The 24907-nt window shown below is 64.2% G+C and carries 27 protein-coding genes; 4 read left to right on the forward strand and 23 right to left on the reverse strand.

The annotated features are described in order from the left end of the window. Positions 1–29 precede the first annotated feature (29 nt). From ACE3QM_RS12775 to ACE3QM_RS12875, 21 genes are all read right to left on the reverse strand, one after another. Positions 30–365, reverse strand: coding sequence for a 2Fe-2S iron-sulfur cluster-binding protein (locus tag ACE3QM_RS12775; RefSeq protein WP_048411265.1), 336 nt, complete (start codon positions 363–365; stop codon positions 30–32). 3 nt (positions 366–368) lie between these two features. Continuing rightward, the gene (gene glp, locus ACE3QM_RS12780; protein ID WP_374422353.1) at positions 369–1562 is read right to left on the reverse strand and encodes a gephyrin-like molybdotransferase Glp; all 1194 of its coding nucleotides are present in this window, start codon (positions 1560–1562) and stop codon (positions 369–371) included. Then, positions 1549–2070, reverse strand: coding sequence for a molybdopterin-guanine dinucleotide biosynthesis protein B (mobB, locus tag ACE3QM_RS12785; RefSeq protein WP_374422355.1), 522 nt, complete (start codon positions 2068–2070; stop codon positions 1549–1551). The genes glp and mobB overlap by 14 nt, the downstream gene beginning before the upstream one ends. A gap of 66 nt (positions 2071–2136) precedes the next feature. Beyond that, a complete protein-coding gene (locus ACE3QM_RS12790) occupies positions 2137–2349 on the reverse strand; it encodes a hypothetical protein (RefSeq protein WP_048411263.1) in 213 nt (70 codons plus the stop codon). A gap of 55 nt (positions 2350–2404) precedes the next feature. Continuing rightward, the gene (locus tag ACE3QM_RS12795) at positions 2405–2896 is read right to left on the reverse strand and encodes a DNA-deoxyinosine glycosylase (protein ID WP_374422360.1); all 492 of its coding nucleotides are present in this window, start codon (positions 2894–2896) and stop codon (positions 2405–2407) included. Continuing rightward, a complete protein-coding gene (gene rnhB, locus ACE3QM_RS12800) occupies positions 2893–3495 on the reverse strand; it encodes a ribonuclease HII (protein WP_231462070.1) in 603 nt (200 codons plus the stop codon). Before rnhB ends, ACE3QM_RS12795 begins: the two co-directional genes overlap by 4 nt. Next, a complete protein-coding gene (lpxB, locus tag ACE3QM_RS12805) occupies positions 3492–4664 on the reverse strand; it encodes a lipid-A-disaccharide synthase (RefSeq protein ID WP_374422362.1) in 1173 nt (390 codons plus the stop codon). Before lpxB ends, rnhB begins: the two co-directional genes overlap by 4 nt. Positions 4665–4669: 5 nt before the next feature. Next, positions 4670–5446 (reverse strand): acyl-ACP--UDP-N-acetylglucosamine O-acyltransferase, encoded by a 777-nt coding sequence (lpxA, locus tag ACE3QM_RS12810; protein WP_048411260.1) that lies wholly within the window; start codon positions 5444–5446, stop codon positions 4670–4672. Between the two features lie 2 nt (positions 5447–5448). Beyond that, positions 5449–5901: a 3-hydroxyacyl-ACP dehydratase FabZ gene (fabZ, locus tag ACE3QM_RS12815; protein ID WP_043639907.1), complete on the reverse strand. Its 453-nt coding sequence runs from the start codon at positions 5899–5901 to the stop codon at positions 5449–5451. Then, complete coding sequence (gene lpxD, locus ACE3QM_RS12820) at positions 5894–6958, reverse strand: UDP-3-O-(3-hydroxymyristoyl)glucosamine N-acyltransferase (RefSeq protein ID WP_374422365.1); 1065 nt, start codon at positions 6956–6958, stop codon at positions 5894–5896. The genes fabZ and lpxD overlap by 8 nt, the downstream gene beginning before the upstream one ends. A 106-nt stretch (positions 6959–7064) precedes the next feature. Beyond that, positions 7065–7550 carry an OmpH family outer membrane protein gene (locus tag ACE3QM_RS12825; RefSeq protein WP_048411258.1) on the reverse strand — a complete coding sequence of 162 codons (486 nt, stop codon included), beginning with the start codon at positions 7548–7550 and terminating at the stop codon, positions 7065–7067. An 18-nt stretch (positions 7551–7568) separates the two neighbouring features. Next, positions 7569–9857: an outer membrane protein assembly factor BamA gene (bamA, locus tag ACE3QM_RS12830; protein ID WP_231462066.1), complete on the reverse strand. Its 2289-nt coding sequence runs from the start codon at positions 9855–9857 to the stop codon at positions 7569–7571. A 9-nt stretch (positions 9858–9866) separates the two neighbouring features. Next, complete coding sequence (gene rseP, locus ACE3QM_RS12835; protein ID WP_231462065.1) at positions 9867–11210, reverse strand: RIP metalloprotease RseP; 1344 nt, start codon at positions 11208–11210, stop codon at positions 9867–9869. Beyond that, positions 11204–12388 (reverse strand): 1-deoxy-D-xylulose-5-phosphate reductoisomerase, encoded by a 1185-nt coding sequence (ispC, locus tag ACE3QM_RS12840; RefSeq protein WP_374422369.1) that lies wholly within the window; start codon positions 12386–12388, stop codon positions 11204–11206. The genes rseP and ispC overlap by 7 nt, the downstream gene beginning before the upstream one ends. Before the next feature lie 15 nt (positions 12389–12403). Then, entirely contained in the window at positions 12404–13210 is an 807-nt protein-coding gene (locus tag ACE3QM_RS12845) for a phosphatidate cytidylyltransferase (protein ID WP_374422371.1), read from the reverse strand. 3 nt (positions 13211–13213) lie between these two features. Continuing rightward, positions 13214–13969 carry an isoprenyl transferase gene (locus ACE3QM_RS12850; protein WP_048411253.1) on the reverse strand — a complete coding sequence of 252 codons (756 nt, stop codon included), beginning with the start codon at positions 13967–13969 and terminating at the stop codon, positions 13214–13216. 13 nt (positions 13970–13982) lie between these two features. Further along, positions 13983–14540: a ribosome recycling factor gene (gene frr / locus ACE3QM_RS12855; RefSeq protein ID WP_048411252.1), complete on the reverse strand. Its 558-nt coding sequence runs from the start codon at positions 14538–14540 to the stop codon at positions 13983–13985. Positions 14541–14616: 76 nt separating this feature from the next. Beyond that, positions 14617–15336, reverse strand: coding sequence for a UMP kinase (gene pyrH, locus ACE3QM_RS12860; protein WP_231462062.1), 720 nt, complete (start codon positions 15334–15336; stop codon positions 14617–14619). A 93-nt stretch (positions 15337–15429) separates the two neighbouring features. Continuing rightward, positions 15430–16296: a translation elongation factor Ts gene (tsf, locus tag ACE3QM_RS12865; RefSeq protein WP_048411250.1), complete on the reverse strand. Its 867-nt coding sequence runs from the start codon at positions 16294–16296 to the stop codon at positions 15430–15432. A gap of 71 nt (positions 16297–16367) precedes the next feature. Beyond that, positions 16368–17096, reverse strand: a complete 729-nt coding sequence (gene rpsB, locus ACE3QM_RS12870; protein ID WP_048411249.1) for a 30S ribosomal protein S2 — start codon at positions 17094–17096, stop codon at positions 16368–16370. Between the two features lie 145 nt (positions 17097–17241). After that, positions 17242–17433: a hypothetical protein gene (locus tag ACE3QM_RS12875; protein WP_053074513.1), complete on the reverse strand. Its 192-nt coding sequence runs from the start codon at positions 17431–17433 to the stop codon at positions 17242–17244. Between the two features lie 115 nt (positions 17434–17548). Between ACE3QM_RS12875 and ACE3QM_RS12880 the strand changes: the two genes are divergently transcribed. Then, positions 17549–18586 (forward strand): NAD(P)H-dependent flavin oxidoreductase, encoded by a 1038-nt coding sequence (locus ACE3QM_RS12880; RefSeq protein WP_374422377.1) that lies wholly within the window; start codon positions 17549–17551, stop codon positions 18584–18586. A gap of 107 nt (positions 18587–18693) precedes the next feature. Here ACE3QM_RS12880 and typA read toward each other — a convergent pair whose 3' ends face one another. Then, on the reverse strand, positions 18694–20514 hold the full coding sequence (gene typA, locus ACE3QM_RS12885) for a translational GTPase TypA (protein WP_048411247.1): 1821 nt from the start codon (positions 20512–20514) through the stop codon (positions 18694–18696). Positions 20515–20656: 142 nt separating this feature from the next. On the opposite strand from typA, the gene ACE3QM_RS12890 reads away from it, so the two are divergent. Beyond that, entirely contained in the window at positions 20657–21532 is an 876-nt protein-coding gene (locus tag ACE3QM_RS12890) for a hypothetical protein (RefSeq protein WP_374422379.1), read from the forward strand. A gap of 120 nt (positions 21533–21652) precedes the next feature. Further along, positions 21653–22960, forward strand: coding sequence for a hypothetical protein (locus tag ACE3QM_RS12895; RefSeq protein ID WP_048411245.1), 1308 nt, complete (start codon positions 21653–21655; stop codon positions 22958–22960). Between the two features lie 63 nt (positions 22961–23023). Here the strand turns inward: ACE3QM_RS12895 and ACE3QM_RS12900 are convergent, their stop codons facing one another. Further along, positions 23024–24010: an NAD(P)H-quinone oxidoreductase gene (locus ACE3QM_RS12900; protein ID WP_374422382.1), complete on the reverse strand. Its 987-nt coding sequence runs from the start codon at positions 24008–24010 to the stop codon at positions 23024–23026. A 167-nt stretch (positions 24011–24177) separates the two neighbouring features. Between ACE3QM_RS12900 and ACE3QM_RS12905 the strand changes: the two genes are divergently transcribed. Beyond that, positions 24178–24843 (forward strand): 7-cyano-7-deazaguanine/7-aminomethyl-7-deazaguanine transporter, encoded by a 666-nt coding sequence (locus ACE3QM_RS12905; RefSeq protein ID WP_048411243.1) that lies wholly within the window; start codon positions 24178–24180, stop codon positions 24841–24843. Positions 24844–24907 lie beyond the last annotated feature (64 nt).

The raw sequence follows: 24907 nt of genomic DNA on the forward strand, positions 1-24907 counted from the left end.
AGGGCCCCTCGGGCCCTTTTTGTTGGCGCTCAAAACGCCGGACACTCCACTTCCCAGTCGTCATCGCTCAGATGCAGATGACAGGCCAGCCGCCACGGCCGCGCCTCGGTCCAGCTTTCGCTGGCGGCCTGGGCGGCGTCAATCGCGCCGGCGCGCAGCAACACATTGCGCTCCTTGCGGCTGGGCCGCTGCTCCGCCTCCGGCGTCGCCAGCCTCACCTTGCAGGTGCCGCAAGTGCCCTGGCCGCAACGCCAGTGCAAGGGCACGTCCGCCAGCCGCGCCAGGTCCAGCAGATTGTCGCCGGGCGCCGCCTGCTGTTCGCCGAGCAGTGCGCCGTTTTCATCGACGAAGCGGATGGTGGGCACGGCTCACTGCACCAGCGGCAGATAGGCCAGCATGTCGCCGCGCGCCACCGCCTGACCCGGCTCCAAGCGCACCAGGCCGTCGGCCCAGGCGCAGGACATCAGCACGCCGGAGCCTTGCTGCGGGTACAGTTCCAACTGCCAGCGGCCGTCGACGCACACGCGCCGCACGCGGATGAACTCGCTGCGGCGCGTATCCGGCCGGGTCCAGTCAAAGGCCGCCGGGTACGGGCCTTCCGGCGCCAGCGCCGAGACCGGCAGGCCGGCGCGCCGTTCCAGGAAGGCGCGCGCCAGCACCTGGAAGGTGACGAAGCCGGATACCGGATTGCCCGGCAGGCCGATGAAGTCCGCCTGCCCGATCTTGCCGTAAGCCAGCGGCTTGCCCGGCTTGATCGCCAGTTTCCACAGGTCCAGCGAGCCCTCGGCCTCCACCGCGGCCTTGACATGGTCTTCCTCGCCCACCGACACTCCGCCGCAGGTCATGATCACGTCGGCGGCGTCGGCGGCGTCGCGCAGCGCCTCGCGGGTGGCGCCCAGGGAATCGCGGACGATGCCCAGGTCTATCACCTCGCAGCCCAGACGCATCAGCGCCGGCGCCAGCCAGTAGCGGTTGGAGTTGTAGATCTGACCGGCGGCCAGCGGCCGGCCCGGCTCCACCAGCTCGTCGCCAGTGAAGAACACCGCCACCCGCAGCGGGCGGCGCACCGTCAGCGTTTCCACGCCGATGGACGCGGCCAGGCCGATGTCGGCCGGGTTCAGCACCTTGCCGGCCGGCAGGATTTCCTGGCCGGCGCGGATGTCCTCGCCGCGACGGCGGATGTTCTGGCCGGCGCTGGCCGGCTGGCTGAAACTGACCGTGCCGTCGGCGGCGGTTTCCGCCTGTTCCTGCATGATGACGGCGTCGGCGCCGGGCGGGATTGGCGCGCCGGTGAAGATGCGCGCCACGCTGCCGGCGATCAATGCCTGCGGCACGCTGCCGGCCGGCACTCGCTGCGACACCGGCATCGCCGCCGCTTGTTCGGCGGCGCGCAAGGCGTAGCCGTCCATCGCGCTATTGTCGTGCGGCGGCACGTCCAGCGTGGCCAGCACCGGTTCGGCCAGCACGCGGCCGGCGGCGGCCAGCAGTTCGACTTGTTCGGTGGCGCTCAGCGGCTGGGCGCGCTGCAGCAGCCAGTCGCGGGCTTGTTCAAAGCTCAGCATGGGGCAGATCCAATCGTGAAATCAGGAAGGCGGCGACGGCGTCGGCGTCGTCGCGGTGAAACCAGGGAAGGTCCAGCGTTTGCGGCAGATCGCCGACCACGGCCAGCACTTGGCCGTCGTGCGGATGCAACGCCGGCGCGGCCAGCGCGCTGTTGACCACTTCTATCTTGGGAATCGCTTCGTGTTTGAAGCCTTCGGCCAATACCAGATCGCAAGGGCCCAGCATCGCCAAGTGGGCGGCCAGCGGCAAATCATTGCTGTCCGCCAGTTCCTCCACCAGCATGCGGCGGCGGGCCGAGGCCAGCAGCACTTGGGTGGCGCCGGCCTGGCGATGGCACCAGCTGTCCTTGCCCGGCGTGTCCCAGTCCACATCGTGGTGGGTGTGCTTGACCACGGCGACGCGCAGGCCGCGCGCGGTCAGACGGGGAATCAGTTTTTCCAGCAAGGTGGTCTTGCCGCTGCCGGAATAGCCGGCGAAACCCAACACGCGCATGACGCCGACCCCCATAAAGATTCAGGCGGCCATGATAGCATGGCCGCCCGCGGGCTTGACTCCTACCAAAGAGCTAGCCGCCTAAGCCGCGTGAGCGAGCTTACCGGCCTGCTCCGGCGTCTCAAAACGCTTCCAGTCCACGATCATCACCTGGGTCAGGCCGCAGTCCACCGCCAGCTGCGCCTCGATTTCCTCCAGCACCTGATGGCAATGGATCACGCCGTTGATCACCACTTCGGCCCGGCGCATCACGCTGTCGTCCGGCGTGACAAACCATATGCAGTAATGGCCCATATTCGCTCCCCCAGGTGGTTTCATCGCGACGACGAGCGCGTTTGGCCATCGTCAACTACAAATATCGTCCCAGTTGCCGCCAAACTTCAAGTTTTCTGTCAAACGCCAGCGTATGCGCCGGGCTGGAAGAAGGCAAGGCCAGAATGTCCAGCCCCAGGCCATCCAGCTGTCCGGCCGCGCGCGCGGCGGTGGCGCCGTTGAAGGCGACCGCGCGCAACCGCGGCAGGCTCTGCGCCAGCTCGCGCAGATCGTTGGCGCGCTGATCGCGGATGGCGGTATCCAGGCTGCCGCGCCGCCGCGCGCTGGCGATCACGTCCCACAAGGCCACGCCGGCTCCTTGCAGCGCCTGCAGGCGTTCGGCGTAGGCCAGCTCGACCAGCGGCCGGCCGGTGATCGCCTGCAGCAGCGGCCAGAATTGATTGCGGGGGTGGGCATAGTACTGGCCGGCCTGCAGCGAGGCGTCGCCGGGCAAGGAGCCCAGCACCAAGACGCGGGCATCGGCGCGCGCCACCGGCGGGAAACAGGATTTGGCGGCCTCGCCGCTCAAAACAATTGCCCCTGCTGCCGCGCCAGCCAGGCCTTGACCGGGCCGAAGCTCTTGCGATGCGCCGGCAAGGCGCCGTGCTGCTCCAGCGCGGCCAGGTGTTCCGCGGTGGGATAGCCTTTGTGGCGAGCGAAACCGTATTGCGGATGCAGCGCGTCCAAGGCCACCAGTTCGGCGTCGCGCGCGGTCTTGGCCAGGATGGAGGCGGCGGAAATGGCCGCCACCTTGGCGTCGCCCTTGACGATGGCTTCGCCCGGCACCGGCAGGCCCTTGGGCACGCGGTTGCCGTCGATCAGCGCGCGCGTCGCCTGCGGCTGCAGGCCTTGCACCGCCCGCGTCATCGCCAGCATGGTGGCGTGCAGGATATTGAGCTTGTCGATTTCCTCGACGCTGGCGCTGGCGATGCACCAGGCCAGCGCGTCGCGCTTGATCAACAGCGCCAGCTCGTCGCGGCGGGCCTCGCTCAGCACCTTGGAATCGGCCAGGCCGGCGATGGGCTTGGCCGGGTCCAGAATCACCGCGGCGGCGAACACCGCGCCGGCCAGCGGGCCGCGGCCGGCTTCGTCCACTCCGGCGATCCGTTCCGGATCAAGCCCGCTCATTGCCGCCCCACCACGTGCAGCACCGCTTCCGCCGCCAATGCGGCGGTGTCCTGGCGCAAGGACTGATGCAGTTCGGTGAAGGCGTCCACCATCTCGCGGCGCGCGTCCTGATCCTCGTACAGTCTTTGCATTTCCGCCGCCAGCTTGGCCGGCGTCGCTTGCTTCTGCAGCAGCTCCGGCACCACGAAGCGGCCGCACAGGATATTGGGCAGGCCGACGTAAGGCAGGCGGATCTTGCGCTTGACCAGGCGGTAAGTCAGCGCGGACAGCTTGTAGCTGATCACCATCGGTTTCTTGGTCAGCGCCACTTCCAGCGTGGCGGTGCCGCTGGTGACCAACACCGCGTCGCTGGCGATCATCGCCATCTGCGCGTGGCCGAACAGCTTGCGCAGCGGCAGGTCCCAGCCCTTGTGGCGGCTGAGCATGCGGTCGAACAGCGCCATGGTGGGACGGGTGGCCAAGGGCACCAGGAACTGGGCGTCCGGATAGGTTTTCAGCAGCAGTTTGGCGGTTTCGATATACAGCGGCGCCATGTGTTCCAATTCACTGACGCGGCTGCCCGGCATCAGGGTGAACACCGGCGCGCGCTGCGGCAGGCCCAGCTGCTCGCGCATCGCGCCCTGGTCCGGCCGCAGCGGAATCTCGCTGGCCAGCGGGTGGCCGACATAGGTGACCGGCACCCCGGCCTGGCGGTACAGCGGCGGCTCCATCGGAAACAGGCACAGCATGTGGCTGACGCTGCGGCCTATCTGCTGCACCCGCTCCGGCCGCCAGGCCCAGACCGAGGGGCTGACGTAATGGATGGTGGGAATGCCGGCGCGCTTGAGCGCGGCTTCCAGGTCCAGGTTGAAGTCCGGCGCGTCGATGCCGATGAAGACGTCCGGCTTTTCGGCCAGCAATCTATCGCGCAGGGTGCGGCGGATGCGCAGCAGCTCCGGCAGGCGCTTGAGCACTTCGGCATAGCCCATCACCGCCAGCCGGCTTTGCGGCGCGTGGCTGACGAAACCCCGCGCTTCCATGCGCGGGCCGCCGATGCCGGCGAACTCGATGTCGGGATGGCGCGCCATCAGCGCGTCCATCAGGTGGGCGGCAAGAAGGTCGCCCGAGGCTTCCCCAGCCACCATGGCGACCTTCAGTGCCCGCTTGCTTTTGAACAAAGTGTCGGGCATGGATCTCAGCGAATGATGCCTCTGGCGGACTGGCCAAAGAAGCGGGTGAACGGCGCCAGCTCATCGTGGCCGGCGGCGGCGTCCGCCAGGATGGCGGCCTTGGCGTCCTCGAAGGACAGGCCCTGGCGGTACAAGGTCTTGTAGGCGCCCCGCACGCGGCGGATCTGCTCGGCGCTGAAGCCGCGGCGCTTCATGCCTTCGGCGTTGATGCCGGAGGGCACCGCGCGGTTGCCGTGCGCCATCACGAACGGCGGCACGTCCTGGGCCACGGCGCTGGCGAAGGCGGTCATCGCGTGCTCGCCGATGATGGCGAACTGATGCACGCTGGTGAAGCCGCCCAGGATCACCCAGTCGCCCAGCTGCACGTGGCCGGCCAGGGTGGCGTTATTGGCCAGAATCACGTTATTGCCCACCTGGCAGTCATGCGCGACGTGCACATAGGCCATCACCCAGTTGTCGTTGCCGACACGGGTCACGCCCACGTCCTGGGCGGTGCCGGTGTTGAAGGTGCAGAATTCGCGAATGGTGTTGTTGTCGCCGATTTCCAGGCGGGTCGGCTCGCCGGCGTACTTCTTGTCCTGCGGCTGGGCGCCCAGCGAGCAGAACTGGAAGATACGGTTGTTCTTGCCGATGGAGGTGTGACCCTCGATCACCACATGAGGGCCCACCCAGCTGCCGCTGCCGATGCTGACATTGGGGCCGATGATGGTGTAAGGGCCGATTTCCACGTCGGCGGCGATCTGGGCCTTGGGGTCGACGATGGCGGTTGGATGGATGGCCATGATCACACCTCGCGCTTGGCGCACATGATTTCGGCTTCACAAGCCAGCTGGCCGTCCACCAGCGCGCGCGCGGAGTACTTGCCGATGCCGCGCTTGCTGGTGATCAGTTCCACTTCGAAGGTCAGCTGGTCGCCCGGCACCACCTGGCGCTTGAAGCGGGCGTTGTCGATGCCGACGAAGAAGTACAGCTCGTTCTCGGCGCGCTCGCCCTGGCTGCGGATGGCCAGGATGCCGGCGGCCTGGGCCATCGCCTCGATGATCAGCACGCCCGGCATCACCGGGTATTGCTCGAAATGGCCAACGAAGAACGGCTCATTGATGGTCACGTTCTTCAGCGCCTTGATGCGCTTGTTTTCCTCGAACTCGGTGACACGGTCCACCAGCAGGAAAGGATAGCGATGCGGCAGATAGCGCATGATCTCGCGGACATCGATGGTGATGGCGTGTTCAGACATTGGGGGACTCCTCCTGATTCTTCATTTCTTTGAGCTCGCGTTCGAGCTGTTTGAGCCGCTTGGCCATATCGTCCAGATGACGGACGTGCACCGCGTTGGCCAACCACTCTTTCATAGATTGCAAGGGGTAGGACGAGGCATAGGTGCCCGGCGTCTTGATCGACTTCGACACCAGGGTGCCGCCGCCGATATGGGTTTTATCGCAGATTTCAATGTGGCCGACGAACATCGCCGCGCCGCCCACGGTGCAGTAAGCGCCAATCTTGGCGCTGCCGGCGATGCCGACGCAGCCGGCGATGGCGGAATGCTCGCCGATCTGCACGTTGTGGGCGACCTGCACCAGATTGTCGATCTTGGCGCCACGCTTGACGATGGTATCCGCCATCGCGCCGCGGTCCACCGTGGTATTGGCGCCGATTTCCACGTCGTCCTCGATGATGACGCGGCCGGTTTGCGGAATTTTGAACCAGTGGTCCTTGTCCCAGGCCAGGCCAAAACCGTCGGCGCCGATCACGCTGCCGGAATGCACGCCGACGCGATGACCCAGCACGCAACCATGGTAAAGCGTGACGTTGGGATACAAGACCACGTCGTCGCCCAGCACGCAGTCGTCGCCCACCACCACGCCCGGCAGCAGCCGGCAGCGCTCGCCGATGACCACGTTGCGGCCGATGCTGACGTGTTCACGCAGCTCGGCGCTGGCCGCCACCCGAGCGCCCTCGCCCAGCACCGCGCTGGGGTGAATGCCGGCATGCGCCGTCGGCTGCGGATGGAACAGCGCGGCCAGGCGCGCGAAATAAAGATAGGGGTCGGCGGCGACAATCCAGGAACGCTGGTTCCAAGCCGCGCTTTGCGCCAGCTCTTCCGCCATTTTGGGCGCGACGATCACCGCGCTGGCGCCGCTTTCGTCCAGTTGCTTGCGATACTTGGGGTTGGCCAGAAAGGCGATGTCGCCGGACTCGGCCGCTTCCAGCGGCGCCAGCCGGTTGACGCTCAGGTCCGGACCCGCCAGTTCTCCGCCCAGCTGCCCGGTAATGAATGAGAGGGTATAAGCCATCAAAAACGAAAGCCGACGGGGGGTGGGCTTGCTCCCATAATGTGTGGGGGCGCGCGCCCAGGGCCGCCCGCATCCGGGACGGCCATTACGCCGCCCCACCCTGCCTTCAGCGCTCCAATTCCTTCAGAACCTTGGGCGTCAGGTCATACTTGGGGTTCACATACACCACATCCTGCAGGATCAGGTCGTACTGCTCGCGCTCGGCGATCTGCTTGAGCGCGCGGTTGGCGCGCTCCTGCACCGAGGCGAACTCCTCGTTGCGCCGCTGGTTGAAGTCCTCGGACAGCTCACGGCCCTTGGCCCGGTAGTCCCGGTCCAAAGCCGCGTATTCACGCTCGTAACGCTTGCGGTCGTCGGAATTCAAGCTGCTCTTGGCCAGCTGGGACTCCAGCTCCTTGGCGCGCGCCTCCATCTTCTTCAACTCGTTGCGACGCTCGGCGAACTCTTTGTCCAGGCGTTTCTGGATGGCGATCGCCGGCGCCGCCTCGCGATAGATGCGCTCGGTGTTGACATAACCCATCTTGAGCTCGGCCGCCTGAGCCGACAAAGCAGCCATCGACAAGAGCACGGCCGCCCATTGCAATGTTTTCATATAACAACCCCGTCAATTTTAGAACACGGTACCCAGCTGGAATTGGAAGCGCTGGACTTTGTCGGTGTCCTTCTTCTTCAGCGGGTTGGCGATACTGAATTTCATCGGGCCGATCGGAGACAGCCAGGTCAGCGCCACGCCTGCGGAATAGCGCAGGCCATCGCCGGCGGAGCTGCCCGCCACCGACGGATCCCACAGAGTACCGGCATCCATGAACATGCTGGCGCGCACCGACTTATTGTCCTTCATTCCCGGGAAGGGGAACAAGATCTCGGCATTGGCCACCGCCTTGCGGGTACCGCCCAGATAGTCGCCATTGGTGTCGCGCGGACCGATACTGCTGGTGTCGTAGCCGCGCACCGAGCCCAGGCCGCCCAAGTAGAAGTTCTGGAAGAACGGCAGGCGCGAGGTCTTGCCGTAACCATCGGCATAGCCCAGCTCGCCATTCAGCATCAGCGTGAAGGTCTTGGTCATCGGGAAGAACCAAGTCTGCTGATGGGTCAGGCGATAGTATTGCAGATCGCCGCCCGGCAGGCCGGCGTCGGCGCCCACCTTGATCACCGCGCCGCGAGTCGGCCACAGCGCGCTGTCACGGGTATCGCGACCCCAGCTGATGGTGCCCAGCAGCGTGTTGTTGCTGGCGCCGTACTGGTTGACGAAGTCGATATAGCGCTGCGGGCTGTTCGAATAGGTGGTGATCTTGGTGTTTTCCGCGCCAATGCTGAAGTTGATGCGGTCGTACTCGGTCACCGGCACGCCGAAACGCACCGCGCCGCCTATGGTGCTGGTCTTGTACGCGGAAATATTGGTGGCGTCCGGGTTGTAGACGCGGTTGTACAAGTCATAGCCCAGGCTGACGCCGTCCGGCGTGAAGTACGGATCGGTGAAGGACAGCGAGATATTCTTGTTGACCTTGCCGGTGGACAGACCCAGCGACATATACTTGCCGGAGCCGAAGATATTGCTCTGCGACAGGCTGGCGGACAGCTGCACGCCCTCGCCCTGCACAAAACCGATACCCGCGGACACGCTGCCGGTGGAGCGCTCTTTCAGGCTGATGTTCATGTCCACCTGATCGGCGGCGTCCGGCACCGCCGGCGTTTCGATGTTGACGTCCTCGAAATAGCCCAGCAGTTCCACGCGCTCCTTGCTGCGCTTGATCTTGTCGGCGCCGTAGGGGGCGCCTTCCAGCTGGCGCAATTCGCGGCGGATCACTTCGTCGCGGGTCTTGGTGTTGCCGGCGATGTTGACGCGGCGCACATAGGTCTTGCGACCCGGATCCACGAAGAAGGTGAAGGCCACGGTCTGTTTGTCGTGGTCGATGTCCGGCAGCACGTTGACGTTGGCGAAAGCGTAGCCGGCCTGGCCCAGGCGGTCGCTCAGCGATTTAACCGATTCGGTGATGCGCTCGTTGTTGAAGGTATCCCCGGCCTTGGCCTGGATCAGTTTGCGCAGATCCGCTTCCGGCACTTTCAGGTCGCCGGCCAGCTTGATGTCGGAGATGGTGAACTTCTTGCCTTCGTGAATATTCACCGTCAGGAACATGTCCTGCTTGTCGGCGCTGATCGATACCTGGGTGGAATCGATGTTGAACTCCAGATAGCCCTGGTTCTGGTAGAAGGCCTTGAGCTTTTCCAGGTCGCCGGTCAGCTTCTGCTTGGAATACTGGTCGTCCTTGGTGATCCAGGACAGCCAGCCGCCGGTGGTCAGGCTGAACAGGTCTATCAGTTCGGACTGCTTGAAGGCGCTGACGCCGACAAGGCGGATATCCTTGATGCGCGCGGTCACGCCCTCGTTGATGTCCAGCGTCACCGCCACGCGGTTTCGTTCCAGCTTGGTCACCGACGGCGTCACTTCCACCGAATACTTGCCGCGGCTGTAATACTGGCGCTTGAGCTCCTGCACCGCGCCGTCCAGCAACGCCTGGTCGAAGATCAGCGATTCGGCGAAGCCATTGTCCTTCAGCGCCTTCTTCAGCTGGTCCTTGCTGAATTCCTTGGCGCCGTTGATATTGAGCTGGCTGACCACCGGGCGCTCGGCCACGGCCACGATCACCACATTATCGCGCGACTCGATGCGCACATCATTGAAGAAGCCGGTGGCGAACAAGGCCTTGATCGCCTCGTTGGCCTTCTGGTCATTGAAGGTGTCGCCCACCTTGACCGGCAGATAATTGAACACGGTGCCGGGCTCGGTGCGCTGCAGGCCCTCGACACGGATGTCTTTGATGACAAAAGGATCAGCAGCCCAGACCAAGGAGGCCGAGGTCAGGCCCAGTACGGCTGCTGCAAGCAATTTCAATTTCATAGATCGGTTTTAACCCCCAAATAGGCGGCTGAAATCATTCAGCAAGGCAAACGCCATCAAAGACGCCAGCAAGATGAAGCCAATTTTTTGTCCGAACAATTGCGCCCGCTCACTGACGGGGCGGCCTCTGATCAACTCCGCGACATAATACATTAAGTGCCCGCCATCCAGAACTGGAATCGGCAGCAGATTCAGCACGCCGATGCTGATGCTGATCAAGGCCAGGAACTCAAGATAAGGCGTCAGGCCTTCGCGCGCGGTCTGGCCGGCGACATTGGCGATGGTCAGCGGGCCGGACAGATTATCCAGCGAGGCCTGGCCCATCAGCATGCGTCCCATGAACTTGACGCTCATCCAGCTGGTGTCCCAGGTCTTGGCCAAGGCGGCCAGCGCCGCCTGCGGCACCGAGTAATGCTCGGTGTACAGCAGCTGGCGCCCCCAGTCGGCATCGGCCTGCGGCGCGGCGCCGATGCGCCCCACCACTTCGCCGTCCTGCTGATGCGCCTGCGGCCGCACCTTGATGTTCAGCGTTTCCGCGCCGCGCAGGACTTTCACGTCCAGATCGCGCCCCGGGCTGTTGCGCACCTGGGTCACCCAGCCTTCCCAGCTGTTCAAAGCCTGGCCGTTGAGCGCCAGCAGCTTGTCGCCCGCCTTGAGGCCGGCGCTCTGCGCGGCGCCGCCGTCTTCCAGCGCGCCTATCACCGGCAAGAAACGGCCCGGCGTCAGGCCGGTGCTGCCCTGCTGCATCGCGGTGACCGCCTTGTCGCCGAAGCGGGCGGGGTCGATGCGGCGTTCGGCCTTGGCGCCGGCGGCGGTTTCCACCCGCACCACGGTGGCGTCCGGCGACATCGCCGCCTCGACGAAGGCGAGGCGGATCTGCTGCCAGTTGGCCACCGGCTGGCCGGCTATGCTCAGGATGCGGTCGCCAGGCGCGAAGCCGGCGGCTGCGGCCGGGGTCTGCGCCACCACGGTGCCGACCAAGGGCTTGACCTGGCTCACGCCCTGCCCCAGCACCACCCAGTACAGCAACACCGCCAGCAAGAGATTGGCCAGCGGCCCAGCGGCGACGATGGCGATGCGCTTCAACACATGCTGATTATTGAAGGCCTGCGGGCGCAGTTCCTCCGTCACCGGGCCCTCGCGCTCATCCAGCATGCGCACATAGCCTCCCAGCGGGATCGGACAAATCACCCACTCGGTGCCCTTGCGCCAATACGTCCACAGCGGCTTGCCGAAGCCGATGGAGAAGCGCAACACCTTGACGCCGCACAGCCGAGCCACCCAGTAGTGGCCCAGTTCGTGAAAGGTCACCAGCAAGCCGATGGCCGCCAGGAAGGCGAGCAAGGTCAGCATGCGGCCACCCTTTGCAGCGCGAAGGCGCGCGCCTCCTCATCCTTGGTCAGCAAACCCTCGACCGAGTCGCTGCCGGCCAGGCTGACACCCTCAAGTGCGGCGGATACCACGGCGGGAATGTCGAGGAAGCGCATGCGCCCCTGCAGGAACGCCTCCACCGCGACTTCGTTGGCGGCGTTCAACACCGCCGGCGCGTCGCCGCCCAGGCGCAACACCTCGAAAGCCAGTTTAAGACAGGGGAAACGCTCCAGGTCCGGCGCTTCGAAAGTCAGATTGGACATGGAGAAGAAGTCCAGCGAGCCCACGCCGGCCTCGATGCGCTCCGGCCAGGCCAGCGCGCAAGCGATGGGCGTGCGCATGTCCGGCGAGCCCAACTGGGCCATCACCGAACCGTCGCGGTACTGCACCATGGAATGGATCACGCTTTGCGGATGCACCACCACTTCGATGCGTTCCGGCGGCGCGGAGAACAGCCAGTGCGCCTCGATCACTTCCAGGCCCTTGTTCATCAGCGATGCCGAGTCGACGGAAATCTTGCGCCCCATCACCCAGTTGGGATGGCGGCAGGCGTCGTCGGGCGTGACATGCGCCAGCGCCGCCAGCGGCGTCTGACGGAAAGGCCCGCCGGAAGCGGTGAGAATGATTTTGCGGATGCCGGCGGCGTCCAGATTGCCGGCGTAATCGTGCGGCAAGGACTGGAAAATGGCGCTGTGCTCGCTATCCACCGGCAGCAGGGTAGCGCCGTGGCGGCGCACCGCGTCCATGAACAGACGGCCGGCCACCACCAAGGATTCCTTATTGGCCAGCAAGATGCGCTTGCCGGCGCGCGCCGCCGCCATTGCTGACGGCAGGCCGGCGGCGCCGACGATGGCTGCCATCACCACGTCGGCCTCCGGCAGCGCCGCCACCTGGACCAGAGCGGCCGGGCCGTGCAGCACCTCGGTCTCCACGCCGGCCTCGGCCAGCCGGCCGCGCAGTACATCGGCGGACGCGGCATCGCCGGTCACCACGTAAGCCGGCCGGAATTGCAGCGCCTGCTCGAACAGGCGCTGCACCTGGAGGTTGCCGCTCAGCGCCACCACCCGGTAACGCTCGGGGTGGCGCGCCACCACATCCAGCGTATTGACGCCCACGCTGCCGGTGGCGCCGAGAACGACAATCCCTTGCGGTTTCGTCATTTGAATTTCCTGCGGTTACATGCCGCCCAAAACGCGCAGCGCGTTGCTGACGGCGAGGACGGCGATAAGACTGTCGATACGGTCGTACACGCCGCCGTGACCGGGCAGCAAGCTGCTGCTGTCCTTGATGCCCGCCGCGCGCTTGAACCAGGATTCCAGCAGGTCGCCCATCACGCTGACCGCCGTCAGCGGCAAGGCCAGCAGCAATAGCGCCCATGTCGGCAGGCTGATGTCTATCCAGCCCAAGTGGTCGACCAGCGCCACGTACAAGGCCACGCAGATCACGCCGCCGTACACGCCTTCCCAGCTTTTACCCGGGCTGATGGACGGCGCCAGCTTGCGCCGGCCAAAGGCCTTGCCGGAAAAATAAGCGGCGATGTCCGCCACCCACACCAGACCCATCACCGCCAGCAGCGCGAAAGCGTCGGCGGCGCCAGGCTGCGGCCGCCATTCCAAGAAGGCGAACCAGGCCGGCAGCATCAGCAGCCAGCCCAGCAGCCAGGCCATCGGCCCTTGGCGGATGCGCCAGCGCTTGGCCAGCCAGCACGGCACCAGCAGCAGCCAGAACGCCAGCGTCAGCGCATGCTCCACCGGGCCCAGCCGATAATGACTAAACCAGGCCGCAGCGGCCAGACCGCTGCTGACGGCCAGATACAGCCATTTACCGGCGCCGGCCATGCCGGCCATGCGGCTGAACTCCCACAAGGCCAGGACGATGATCAGCCAGGAGAAGCCGGCCCAGGCCTCGGCTGGAAACAGGAACAGCGCCGCCAGCATCAAGGGCAGCAAGACCAGAGCGGTCAGTACGCGTGTCAGCAGCATGGCTTAGCGCCCATCCCGGCGCAGATGCTCCGGCAATTGTTCGCTGGTGCGGCCAAAGCGGCGTTCGCGGCACTGATAGGAATCGATCGCCGTTTCCAGCGCCGCGCGGTCGAAATCCGGCCACAAGGTCTCGGTGAAGTAGAGCTCGGAATAAGCCAGCTGCCACAACAGGAAGTTGCTGATGCGCTGTTCGCCGCCGGTGCGGATGAACAGGTCCGGCTCCGGCGCCCACGGCATCGACAGACGCTGGCTCAGCGCCTCTTCGTCGATCTCGGTGACGCCCTCGGCGATCAGGCCGTTGACCGCGTTGAGAATGTCCCAGCGGCCGCCGTAGTCGGCGGCGATGTTCAAGGCCAGGCCGTCGTTGCCGGCGGTCTTGTCCTCGGCGCGGCGGATGCGCTCCTGCAAATCGGCGCTGAAGCGCTCGCGCGAGCCCAATACCCGCAAGCGGATATTATTGCTGTGCAGCTTGCTGACCTCGTGTTCCAGCGCGCGGATGAACAGGTCCATCAAAAAGCTGACCTCGTCCTGCGGGCGCCGCCAGTTCTCGGTGGAAAATGCGAACAGGGTCAGGCATTCGACGCCCAGCTCCTTGCAGGCTCCAACGATCTCGCGCACGGTGTCCAGACCACGCTTGTGGCCTGCCACGCGCGGCAGAAAGCGCTTTTTGGCCCAACGGCCGTTGCCATCCATGATGATGGCGATGTGCCGCGGCACGGAGCGCACCTCCGGCACATCCTTGGTAGAGCTTGCAAACAAGGTACGGCGCTCCTTAGACGGCCATCAGGTCGGCTTCCTTGGCGGCCAGGGCCTTGTCGATTTCGACGGTGTATTTGTCGGTCAGCTTCTGGATCTCATCCTGGCCGCGACGCTCGTCGTCCTCGGTGATGGCCTTGTCTTTGAGCAGGTTCTTGAATTCGTTGTTGGCGTCGCGGCGGATATTGCGCACGGCCACGCGCGCGCCCTCGGCCTCGCCACGCACCACTTTGATCAGATCCTTGCGGCGCTCTTCGGTCAGCATCGGCATCGGCACGCGGATGATTTCGCCCATGGAGGCCGGGTTCAGGCCCAGGTCGGAATCACGGATCGCTTTTTCGATCTTGGCCAGCATCGGCTTTTCCCAAGGCTGCACGCCAATGGTGCGCGCGTCCACCAGGGTAACGTTGGCCACTTGGCTTACCGGCACGTCGCTGCCATAGTAGTCCACCATGACATGATCAAGAATGCCGGTATGGGCGCGGCCGGTGCGCACTTTGCTCAGGTCGGTCTTGAATGCTTCCAGCGACTTCTGCATTTTCTGCTCGGCCGATTTCTTGATGTCGTTAATCATGTCCACTCCAAATCGAAACTTAAAAAGACAAGGCGAAAACGGCCATTGCCGCTTTCGCCTTCAGCAATTTTCAAACTCAGCAGTGTACCAGCGTGCCTTCGTCTTCGCCAAGCACGACCCGAGTCAGCGCGCCGCTCTTGAAGATGCTGAACACCTTGATGTTCAGGTTCTGGTCGCGGCACAAGGCGAAGGCGGTGGCGTCCATCACCTTCAGATTGCGCGAGATCGCCTCGTCGAAGGTCAGGGTCTGGTAGCGCACCGCGTCCGGGTTCTTCTTCGGATCATCGGTGTACACGCCGTCCACCTTGGTGGCTTTCAGCATGATGTCCACGTTCATTTCCATGCCGCGCAGCGCCGCGGCGGTGTCGGTGGTGAAGAAGGGGTTGCCGGTGCCGGCGGCGAAGATCACCACCTTGCCCTCTTCCAGATACTGCATCGCCTTGCCACGCACATAGGGCTCGGCGATTTGCTGCATGGTCAGAGCCGACTGCACGCGAGCGATCAACCCAGCCTTGGTCATCGCGTCTTTCAGCGCCAGCGCGTTCATCACCGTCGCCATCATGCCCATGTAGTCCGCGGTGGCGCGGTCCATGCCCGCGGCCGCCGGCGCGACGCCGCGGAAGATGTTGCCGCCGCCGATCACCACGCCCACTTCCACGCCAAGCTCCACGACTTCCTTGATCTGACCGACGATCTGCTCGATCGTGGTACGGTTGATGCCGTAGCTGTCATCGCCCATCAGGGCCTCGCCGGAAAGTTTCAGCAGGATGCGTTTATAGGCAGGAACTTGGCTCATGGTAACCTCTGGTTTGGCTGGATATTCGGTTTTCAGTTTGCAAAACGGCACCCTGCAGGCAGGGTGCCGTCAATACGTCTCGCGACTGGGTGCTTACAGCTTGGCGGCTGCGGCCACTTCAGCGGCGTAGTCTACTACTTTCTTCTCAATGCCTTCGCCCACTACGAACATGGCGAACGCCTTGACCGAGGCTTTCTTCTCGGCCAGCAGTTTTTCCACGGTCAGGTCCGGGTTCTTGACGAAAGGTTGGCCCATCAGGGTCACTTCGGCCAGGAATTTGTTCACGCGGCCTTCAACCATCTTGGCGACGATATCGGCCGGCTTGCCGGATTCGGCGGCCTGAGCGGTGTAGATCTTGCGCTCTTGTTCCAGGATGTCGGCGGAAACCTGATCCTTGGACACGCAGATCGGCTTGGAAGCGGCGATGTGCATGGCCACGTCCTTGCCCACTTGCTCTTCGCCGGCGAAATCGACGATCACGCCGATCTTGGCGCCGTGCAGGTAGGTGGCGATCGCGCCTTCGGTCTGGTAGCGAACGAAGCGACGGATGGTCATGTTCTCGCCCAGCTTGGCGATGGCGGCCTTGCGGATGTCTTCAACGGACTGACCGTCGATTTCCACGGCGGACAGCGCTTCCACGTCGGCCGGGTTGGCTACGACCACAGCCTTGGCGGCGGCGGCGGCCAGGGCCAGGAAGGTCGGGTCCTTGGCAACGAAGTCGGTTTCGCAGTTCACTTCCACCAGGGCGCCAACGCCGCCTTCAACGAAGGAACCGATGATGCCTTCGGCAGCCACGCGGCCAGCCATTTTGGAAGCCTTGTTGCCGGACTTGATGCGCAGGATTTCTTCAGCCTTGGCGGCGTCGCCTTCGGCTTCCACCAGGGCTTTCTTGCACTCCATCATGCCGAGGCCGGTAGCCGCGCGCAGATCCGAAACCATTTTTGCGGTAATGTCCGCCATACTTCTCACTCCTGAATGATTTTGATTACGTGGGTCTAAAAAAAGGGGCTTGCGCCCCCTTTTTCGTCTGCTTACTCGGCTTGAGCCGATTCAGCAGCCACGATCTCTTGCAGAGACTGGGCGCGGCCTTCCAGCACCGCGTCGGCCATGCCGCGAGCGTACAGGCGGATGGCGCGGCTGGAGTCGTCGTTGCCCGGGATCACGTAATCGATGCCGTCCGGGGTGTTGTTGGTATCAACAACGCCGATAACCGGGATACCCAGTTTCTTGGCTTCGACGATGGTACCTTTCTGGTAGCCAGTGTCGATAACGAAGATGGCGTCCGGCAGGCCCTTCATATCCTTGATGCCGCCCAGCGAACGCTCCAGCTTGTCGACTTCGCGTTGCAGGTCCAGCAGTTCTTTCTTGTTGTAACCGGTATCGCCGGCGGATTCCAGGATGGCGCGCTTTTCTTCAAGACGCTTGATCGACTGCTTCACGGTCTTGTAGTTGGTCAGCATGCCACCCAGCCAGCGGTGGTCAACAAACGGCATGCCGCAACGGGCAGCTTCTTCACGTACGATCTCACGAGCCTGGCGCTTGGTGCCCACGAACATGATGGAACCTTTGTTGGCGGCCAGACGACGCACATATTCCTGAGCTTCCACGAACAGCGGCAGAGTCTTTTCCAGGTTGATGATGTGAATCTTGTTGCGGCTGCCGAAGATGTACTTGGCCATCTTCGGGTTCCAGAAGCGGGTTTGGTGGCCGAAGTGAACGCCGGCCTCAAGCATTTGACGCATGGTAACGTTGGTGGACATGCAAAAACTCCTTAAAGGGTTAAGCCTCCATCCGCGCAGACAACCTCGAAGCGAGGCACCCTTTGGCGCGGATGTGCGTAATAGATGATTTTCCCCCGCCAGTATGGCAAGGGACGCGGGATTCTAGCACCGGACGCCGATTCGCTCAAGCCTCCTCGCGCGCGGCGCGGGCTTTTTCACGCTGCAGGCGCAGTTTGCGCCGCGTCATCCGCGCAACAAAAAAGGTGGGCAACACCCCCAGGAAAAACAAGGTGGACAGCGAAGCCAGCACGCTGTGCTGCGCCACCGCCAGCATCAGCACCACGTAGAGCCAGCCCAGCAACACGATCAGCAGCATATTTAAACAATCGTTTGAATTTTCCGGCAAAGCCGACAACAATGACAGCGCCGGGTCAAACCCATTGCGCCCGTCAACCCTCGACCGACTGACATTGTAAAGCGAGCCTCGCCCCATGCAAACCGCCATCACCCGCCTGCTCGGCATCCAGCGCCCGCTGATCTGCCCCGGCATGAGCTATATCGCCACCCCGGAACTGGTCGCCGCCGTCGGCAACGCCGGCGGCCTCGGCATACTCGCCACTGGACCGCTGACGCCGGAGCAGACGCGACAAGCGATACGCCGCGTGCGCGAGCTGAGCGACACCCCCTTCGGCGTCGGCTGCACGCTGATGATGCCGGGCGCCAAGGAAAACGCCATGGTCGCGCTGGAAGAGCGCGTGCCGGTAATCAACTTCTCCCTGGGCAAGGGCGACTGGCTGATTGAGCGCGCCCACGCCTACGGCGGCAAGGTCATCGCCACCGTGGTGACGGAGAAGCACGCGCGCTCGGCGCAGGCGTCCGGCGCCGACGCCCTGCTGGTCACCGGCCACGAGGCCGCCGCCCACGGCGGCGCCGTCACCTCCCTGACACTCATCCCAGCCATCCGCAAGGCTTGCGAGCTGCCCATCATCGCCGCCGGCGGTTTCGCCGACGGCCGAGGCCTGATCGCCGCGCTGGCGCTGGGCGCCGATGCGGTGGCCATGGGCACGCGGCTGGCGATGAGCCGGGAAAGCCCGGTGCATCAGCGCACCAAGGAGATGATTCGCCAGCGCGGCGTGGCCGACACCTTGTATTCCAAGAATTTCGACGGCCTGTGGTGCAGGGTGATGGACACCCCGACCGCACGCCAGGCCACGCGCAAGCCACTGGGCCTGCTCGCCGCCGCCTGGCGCGCCAGCGCCGCCGCGCGCAAGCTGGGCATGCCCATCGCCAAAGTGGTGTTGGGCGGCCTGCTGAGCCAGCCGCAGGCCTTGCGTCAGCTGGCGCAATTCGGCGCCGCCACTGAGTCCATCCGCCTGGCCATAGAGGACGGCGACCTCGACAAGGGCGTGCAGCTGATCGGCCAGGCCCAGGGCTTGATCGACGACGCGCCCAGCGTGGCCGAGCTATTCGAACGCATCCTGACCGAGGCGGACGCCTGCCGGCGACGGCTGAACGCCTTAAGCGACTAAGACCCCGCTCACCTCATGAAGCGCAGCAAGGCGAGTACAAACCCCAAGACATAAAAAAAACCGCCGCCCCATCAAGGGTACGGCGGTTTTTGCCAGACCGGCGTCTATCAGGACGCGGCGTTGGCCTTGGCCATCTTGCGGCGATCCGATTCGTTCAGGTAACGCTTGCGGATGCGGATGGACTTCGGCGTGATTTCCACCAGCTCGTCATCGTCGATGAATTCAACGGCGGATTCCAGCGTCAGCTTGATCGGCGTGGTCAGACGCACGGCTTCGTCGGTGCCGGAGGCGCGCACGTTGGTCAGCTGCTTGCCCTTGACCGGGTTCACCACCAGGTCGTTGTCGCGGCTGTGAATGCCGATGATCATGCCTTCGTACAGCTTCTCGCCCGGAGCCACGAACATGCGGCCGCGGTCTTCCAGCTTCCACAGCGCGTAAGCCACCGCTTCGCCGTTCTCCTGCGAGATCAGCACGCCGTTGTGACGGCCCGGCATGTCCGGCTTGACCGGAGCGTAGTCGTCGAACACATGGCTCATCAGGCCGGTGCCGCGGGTCATGGTCATGAAGTCGGACTGGAAGCCGATCAGGCCGCGCGCCGGAATATGGTATTCCAGGCGGGTGCGGCCATTGCCGTCGGATTCCATATTGGTCAGTTCGCCACGGCGACGACCGATTTCTTCCATCACGCCACCCTGGTGATCATCTTCCAGGTCGATGGTCAGGTTCTCGTACGGCTCGCACTTCTGACCGTCGATTTCCTTGAACACCACGCGCGGCTTGGCCACGGCCATTTCAAAACCTTCGCGACGCATGTTTTCCAGCAGAATGGTCAGGTGCAATTCACCGCGACCGGACACGCGGAACACGTCGGAGTCGCCGGTGTCTTCCACGCGCAGCGCCACATTGGTCAGCAGTTCCTTGGTCAGACGATCGCGGATTTGACGCGAGGTCACGAACTTGCCTTCGGTGCCGGCCAGCGGCGAGGAGTTCACCATGAAGTCCATGGTCAGCGTCGGCTCGTCCACGGACAACATCGGCAGGCCTACCGGCTGCTCCTTGTCGCAAATGGTCACGCCGATGCCGATGTCTTCCAGGCCGGAGATGATGATGATGTCGCCCGCTTCGGCTTCTTCAACCGGCACGCGGTCCAGGCCCTGGTAACCCAGCACCTGGTTGATGCGGCCCGTGGCCACTTGATCGTCGTGGTTCATCACCACTACTTGCTGACCCGGCTTGATGCGGCCGTTCAGCACGCGACCCACGCCCAGGCGGCCAGTATAGGTGGAGTAGTCCAGAGCGGAAATCTGCAGCTGCAGCGGCGCGTCGGCGCTGCCCGGCGGGGTCGGCACGTGCTTGAGCACGGTGTCGAACAGCGGGCGCATATTGTCGGAAACCTCTTCCAGCTCCAGCTTGGCGAAGCCGTTCAGGCCGGAAGCGTAGATGATGGGGAAGTCCAGCTGTTCGTCAGTCGCGCCCAGCTTGTCGAACAGGTCGAAAGTCTGATCCACCACCCAGTCCGGACGCGCGCCCGGACGGTCCACCTTGTTGATCACCACGATCGGGCGCAGACCCAGCGCCAGCGCTTTCTTGGTAACGAAACGGGTTTGCGGCATCGGGCCTTCTACGGCGTCCACCAGCAGCAGCACGCCATCCACCATGCCCAACACGCGCTCAACTTCGCCGCCGAAGTCGGCGTGTCCCGGAGTGTCGACGATATTGATGTGCACGCCTTCGTATTCGATGGCGGTGTTCTTGGCCAGAATGGTAATGCCGCGTTCTTTTTCAAGATCGTTGCTGTCCATTACACGCTCGTCCACTTGCTGGTTCTCGCGGAAGGTGCCGGATTGGCGCAGCAATTGGTCTACAAGCGTGGTCTTGCCATGGTCGACGTGGGCGATGATGGCGATATTGCGAATTTGTCGGGTCATTTTAGGAAGGAGGATGGATACAGAAAAATCGCTGGATAATAGCACAAAAAACTGTCCATACCAAAAATTCCAGCGGGCGACAAGCGCTGGGCTTTTGCGTACACTGCGCGACAAACTGATTTTCGACTGAAGGAAATGCGCGATGTACGACTGGAACGCCTTATGGCATGAACACGAGGCCTACCGCACCGGCTACGCCGTTCAGCACAACGATGCCAACCAACTGGCCGACGCGCTGTCCGCCCAGTTGATCAAGCCGGCCGCGGACATCGACGACGTGGCCGTCTACGACAGCGGCGACCGCTACCTGCTGGCAGGCCACCAGGACGGCTTGCAATTGCTGGACATCGCCAAGCACAGCCTGTTCGACATCACGCTGCGCTTCGTCACCGAGGACGAAGACCAGGACATCGCCCCGCCCTATGTCGAGATCCACGTCGACAACCTGGCCACCGAGGAACAGGCGGTCTGGCGCGCCGCGGTCAGCCGCGACGAGGAAGGCCGGATCTGGGTGGGCAAACGCTCGCTGGACGAGAACGTGATTCCGGCCATGCCCTTCGACGAGCTGTCCTTCACCGACAACGCCCGCTTCCGCGAAGAACTGGCCCGGGTCTGGCATGAAGACCTGCCGCAATTGAAGCCGGCACTGGAGGCGTGGTTCCAGCACGGCGCGCTAAGCGCCCCGGACGAGGAGCCGGCCCACTACGGCGATGCCGCGCGGGTACAGCAGATCTGCGACCGCTACGCCGAGATCGTGCGCCGCGAGCAGGCGCTGCTGTCGCGCCAGTTCAGCGATCCGGAACTGCACCTGATCGCCCAGGTACTAAAAGGCGTGCGCTTCGACGATGCCGCCGCCTGCCGCGGCGTGTGGCTGGCGGTGGAGGCGCGCATCATCGAGGAAGAACTGGACCAGCAATGGAAAGTGGACGGCGAAAAACTCCTGGCCAAGATGAAGGCGCTCAGCTACGCGCAGGAAGTGGCCTTGATAGAAGCACTGTCGCCGCTGGCGTCCAACTGAACACCTAGAACCGGATCGCGGGTAGAATGCCCCCGAATTCGAGCAATCACTCCAACACATTCAAGTGGCCGGCCCCGCCATCACGCGCCGCGCCGGCCCACATCGAGAAAGAGTAAAGACATGGCTCAAACCAGCGCCCTGAGACAGCTTCCGCAAAGCACCCTGTTCCGCCCCGGCGACGTCTTCGTCCTGTTCGGCGAACTGTTCGGCCGCGGCTACGCCAACGGCCTGATCAATGAAGCGCGCAAGGCCGGCATGGACATCATCGGCATGACCGTGGGCCGCCGCGACGAGAACAACCAGCTGCGCCCGCTGAACCAGGAAGAACTGGCCGCAGCCGAAGCCAACCTTGGCGGCCGCGTGATCAATGTGCCGCTGATGGCCGGCTTCGACCAGGACGGCGCGCCGACGCCGACCGAGCTGCTGGCCTCCCTGACACTGAAAAGCTGGCAGGACGACAAGCTGGACTGGGAACACATCGAACAATGCCGCCGCATCGGCGTGCAGCGCTTCAAGGACGGCGTCGCCCAGGCGATGGCGCAGCTGGACGGCATGATAGCCGACGGCCGCAATGTGTTCTTCGCCCACACCATGGCCGGCGGCATTCCCAAGGCCAAGGTGTTCCTGGCCATCGCCAACCGCGTCTACAAGGGCCGCGGCGAGCGCTTCCTGTCCACCCAGGCGCTGCTGGACAGCGATCTGGGCAAGCTGATCCTGCAAAACTTCGACGAAGTCACCGCCAACACCTTCCAGCATCTGATCGACGGCAGCGCCGCGCTGCGCGGCCGGCTGGAAGCCGCCGGCGGCCAGGTGCGCTACACCGCCTACGGCTACCACGGCACCGAGATCCTGATCGACGGCGATTACCAGTGGCAAACCTATACCAACTACACCCAGGGCTACGCCAAGATGCGGCTGGAAAATGTCGCCCGCGCCGCCTGGGAGCAAGGCGTCAAGGCCACGGTGTTCAACTGCCCGGAAATCCGCACCAATTCCTCGGACATCTTCGTTGGCGTGGAGCTGCCGCTGCTGGCGCTGCTGCGCGCGCTGAAGCGCGAGGACGGCGGCGCCTGGGCCGACGCGCAATGGCAGGCCTGCGCCGCGCTGCTGCAGGACGGCCACACGCTGGAAGAGGTGCTGGAGAAGATAGACGCGCTCAATAGCGGCGAGGTGATGCGCGGCTTCCGCAATTTCGAAGCCTGGCCGATGCCGAACAGTCCGGAACTGGCCGAAGTGATGATAGGCACCTCCGACGCCATCGTGGACCTGCATCAGGACAAGAAGGCCTTGATCACCGACCATCTGAGCAGCCTGGTGATCGACGCCACCGGCCCGCTGATGTTCCACGAAGCCGCCGCTCCGGCCGGCCCGGTGCTGTGGCTAAACCATGACATCATCGCGCGCCAGCTGAACCGAATGCATGCTTAAAACCACCTCGGCCGATGGCTGACAAAGCGGCGCGCCCATTCGGGCGCGCTTTTTTTTAAGGTGTCACCCAGCCAGCACCGGAAACAGCGTCAACACCACCTTGCCCAGATTGCGATTGGCCTCGACATAGGCGTGCGCGTCGCCCACCTGAGCCAAGGGGTAGCTGGAATCCAGCGTCACGCGTAAGCGGCCCTGCTCCAGCGCCGGCAAGATCCGGGTTTCCAAAGCCCGCGCCAAGCGCGCCTTCACTTCCAGCGGCTGCGGCCGCAGCGTGGAGCCGATCAGCGTGATGCGCTTCATCAGCAGCGCGCCCAGGTTCAGTTCCGCCTTGGCGCCGCCAAGCAGGCCGATATTGACCAGCCGCCCATCCGGCTTCAAGGCCACCAGATTGTCGCCCAGATAGCTGGCGCCCACCGGGTCCAGCACCACGTCGGCGCCCCCCCAGTCCTTGACCATGGGACCAAAGGCCGGCGTCTGCCGATAGTTGAACACCTGGGTCGCGCCCAGCTCGCGGCAAAACGCCGCCTTGTCCTCGCTGCCCACGCTGGCGAAAGCCTGAGCGCCCAACAGACCGGCCAGTTGGATCGCCGCCGCGCCGACGCCGCTGGCGCCGGCATGCACCAACACGGTCTCTCCGGCCTGCAAGCCGGCTTTTTCCACCAGATTGAACCAGGCCGTCATCCAGGCCTCGGGCAGGCTGGCCGCCTCCACCCAGGACAGCCAGTCCGGCTTGGCGATGGCCAAGGCCTCGTCCAGCAACGCGTATTCGGCGTAAGCTCCACCGCCGATCAGGCCGAACACCGCGTCGCCGGGTCTAAAGCGCGAATCCGCGTCCGCCTCCTCCACCACGCCCGCCACTTCCAGGCCCAGAATCGGGCTGGCGCCCGGCGGCGGCGGATAATGCCCGGCGCGCTGCGCCAGGTCGGCGCGGTTGATGCCCGCCGCCATCACCCGCAACAGCAATTGCCCGGCGCCGCGAGCCGGCGGCGCGATCTCGTCCAAACTCAAAGTATCGACTCCGCCCGGAGCCGATTGCACGACTGCCAACATACCCCCTCCTTTCGCTCTCAAGCGACTGATTAGCAATACGAAAGCCCTTTGCCAAGGCGGGCAAGGACGAGTATCATTTCCGCCCTCGCCTTGATCCGCAACGCCGGACCGGGCAAACCGATCAGCACTGGGTTCCCTCACCCCCATTCAACAAAAAGGCCGACATTATGTTTAGCTTTACCCGCCAGCAGCGGCTGTCCGCGCTGCTGTGGCTGTCCTTGTTCCACATCGCCATCATCGCGTCCAGCAATTACCTGGTGCAATTGCCCATCACCGTGTTCGGCTTCCACACCACCTGGGGCGCGTTCACCTTTCCCTTTATTTTCCTGGCCACCGATCTGACCGTGCGCGTGTTCGGCGCGCCGCTGGCCCGTCGCATCATTTTCGCGGCGATGCTGCCGGCGCTGGCGATCTCCTACCTGGTCTCCACCCTGTTCTATCAGGGCGCCTGGCAAGGCGCGTCGGCCCTGACCAGCTTCAATCTCTTCGTCGCCCGCATCGCCGTCGCCAGCTTCGCCGCCTATGCGCTGGGCCAGATTCTGGACGTGCAGGTGTTCAACCGCCTGCGCCAGCTGAAAACCTGGTGGATCGCCCCCGCCTCGGCGATGCTGTTCGGCAATATCAGCGACACGCTGGCCTTCTTCTTCATCGCCTTCTACCAGAGCAGCGATCCCTTCATGGCCGCCAACTGGGTGGAGATCGCGCTGGTGGACTACAGCTTCAAGCTGCTGATCTGCCTGCTGTTCTTCCTGCCCATGTACGGTGTGATCCTGAACCGCATCCTCAAGCAACTGAGCTTACGCGGCGTGGAACCTCGATTGCATGCCGCTTAAACGACTCCAACCCCGGACCGGACGCCCCCAATAAATGGGGGCTGGCGCCGCCTATTCCAACAAG

Source organism: Chromobacterium sp., from assembly GCF_041912965.1.
GTDB classification, from domain to species: Bacteria; Pseudomonadota; Gammaproteobacteria; order Burkholderiales; family Chromobacteriaceae; genus Chromobacterium; species Chromobacterium aquaticum.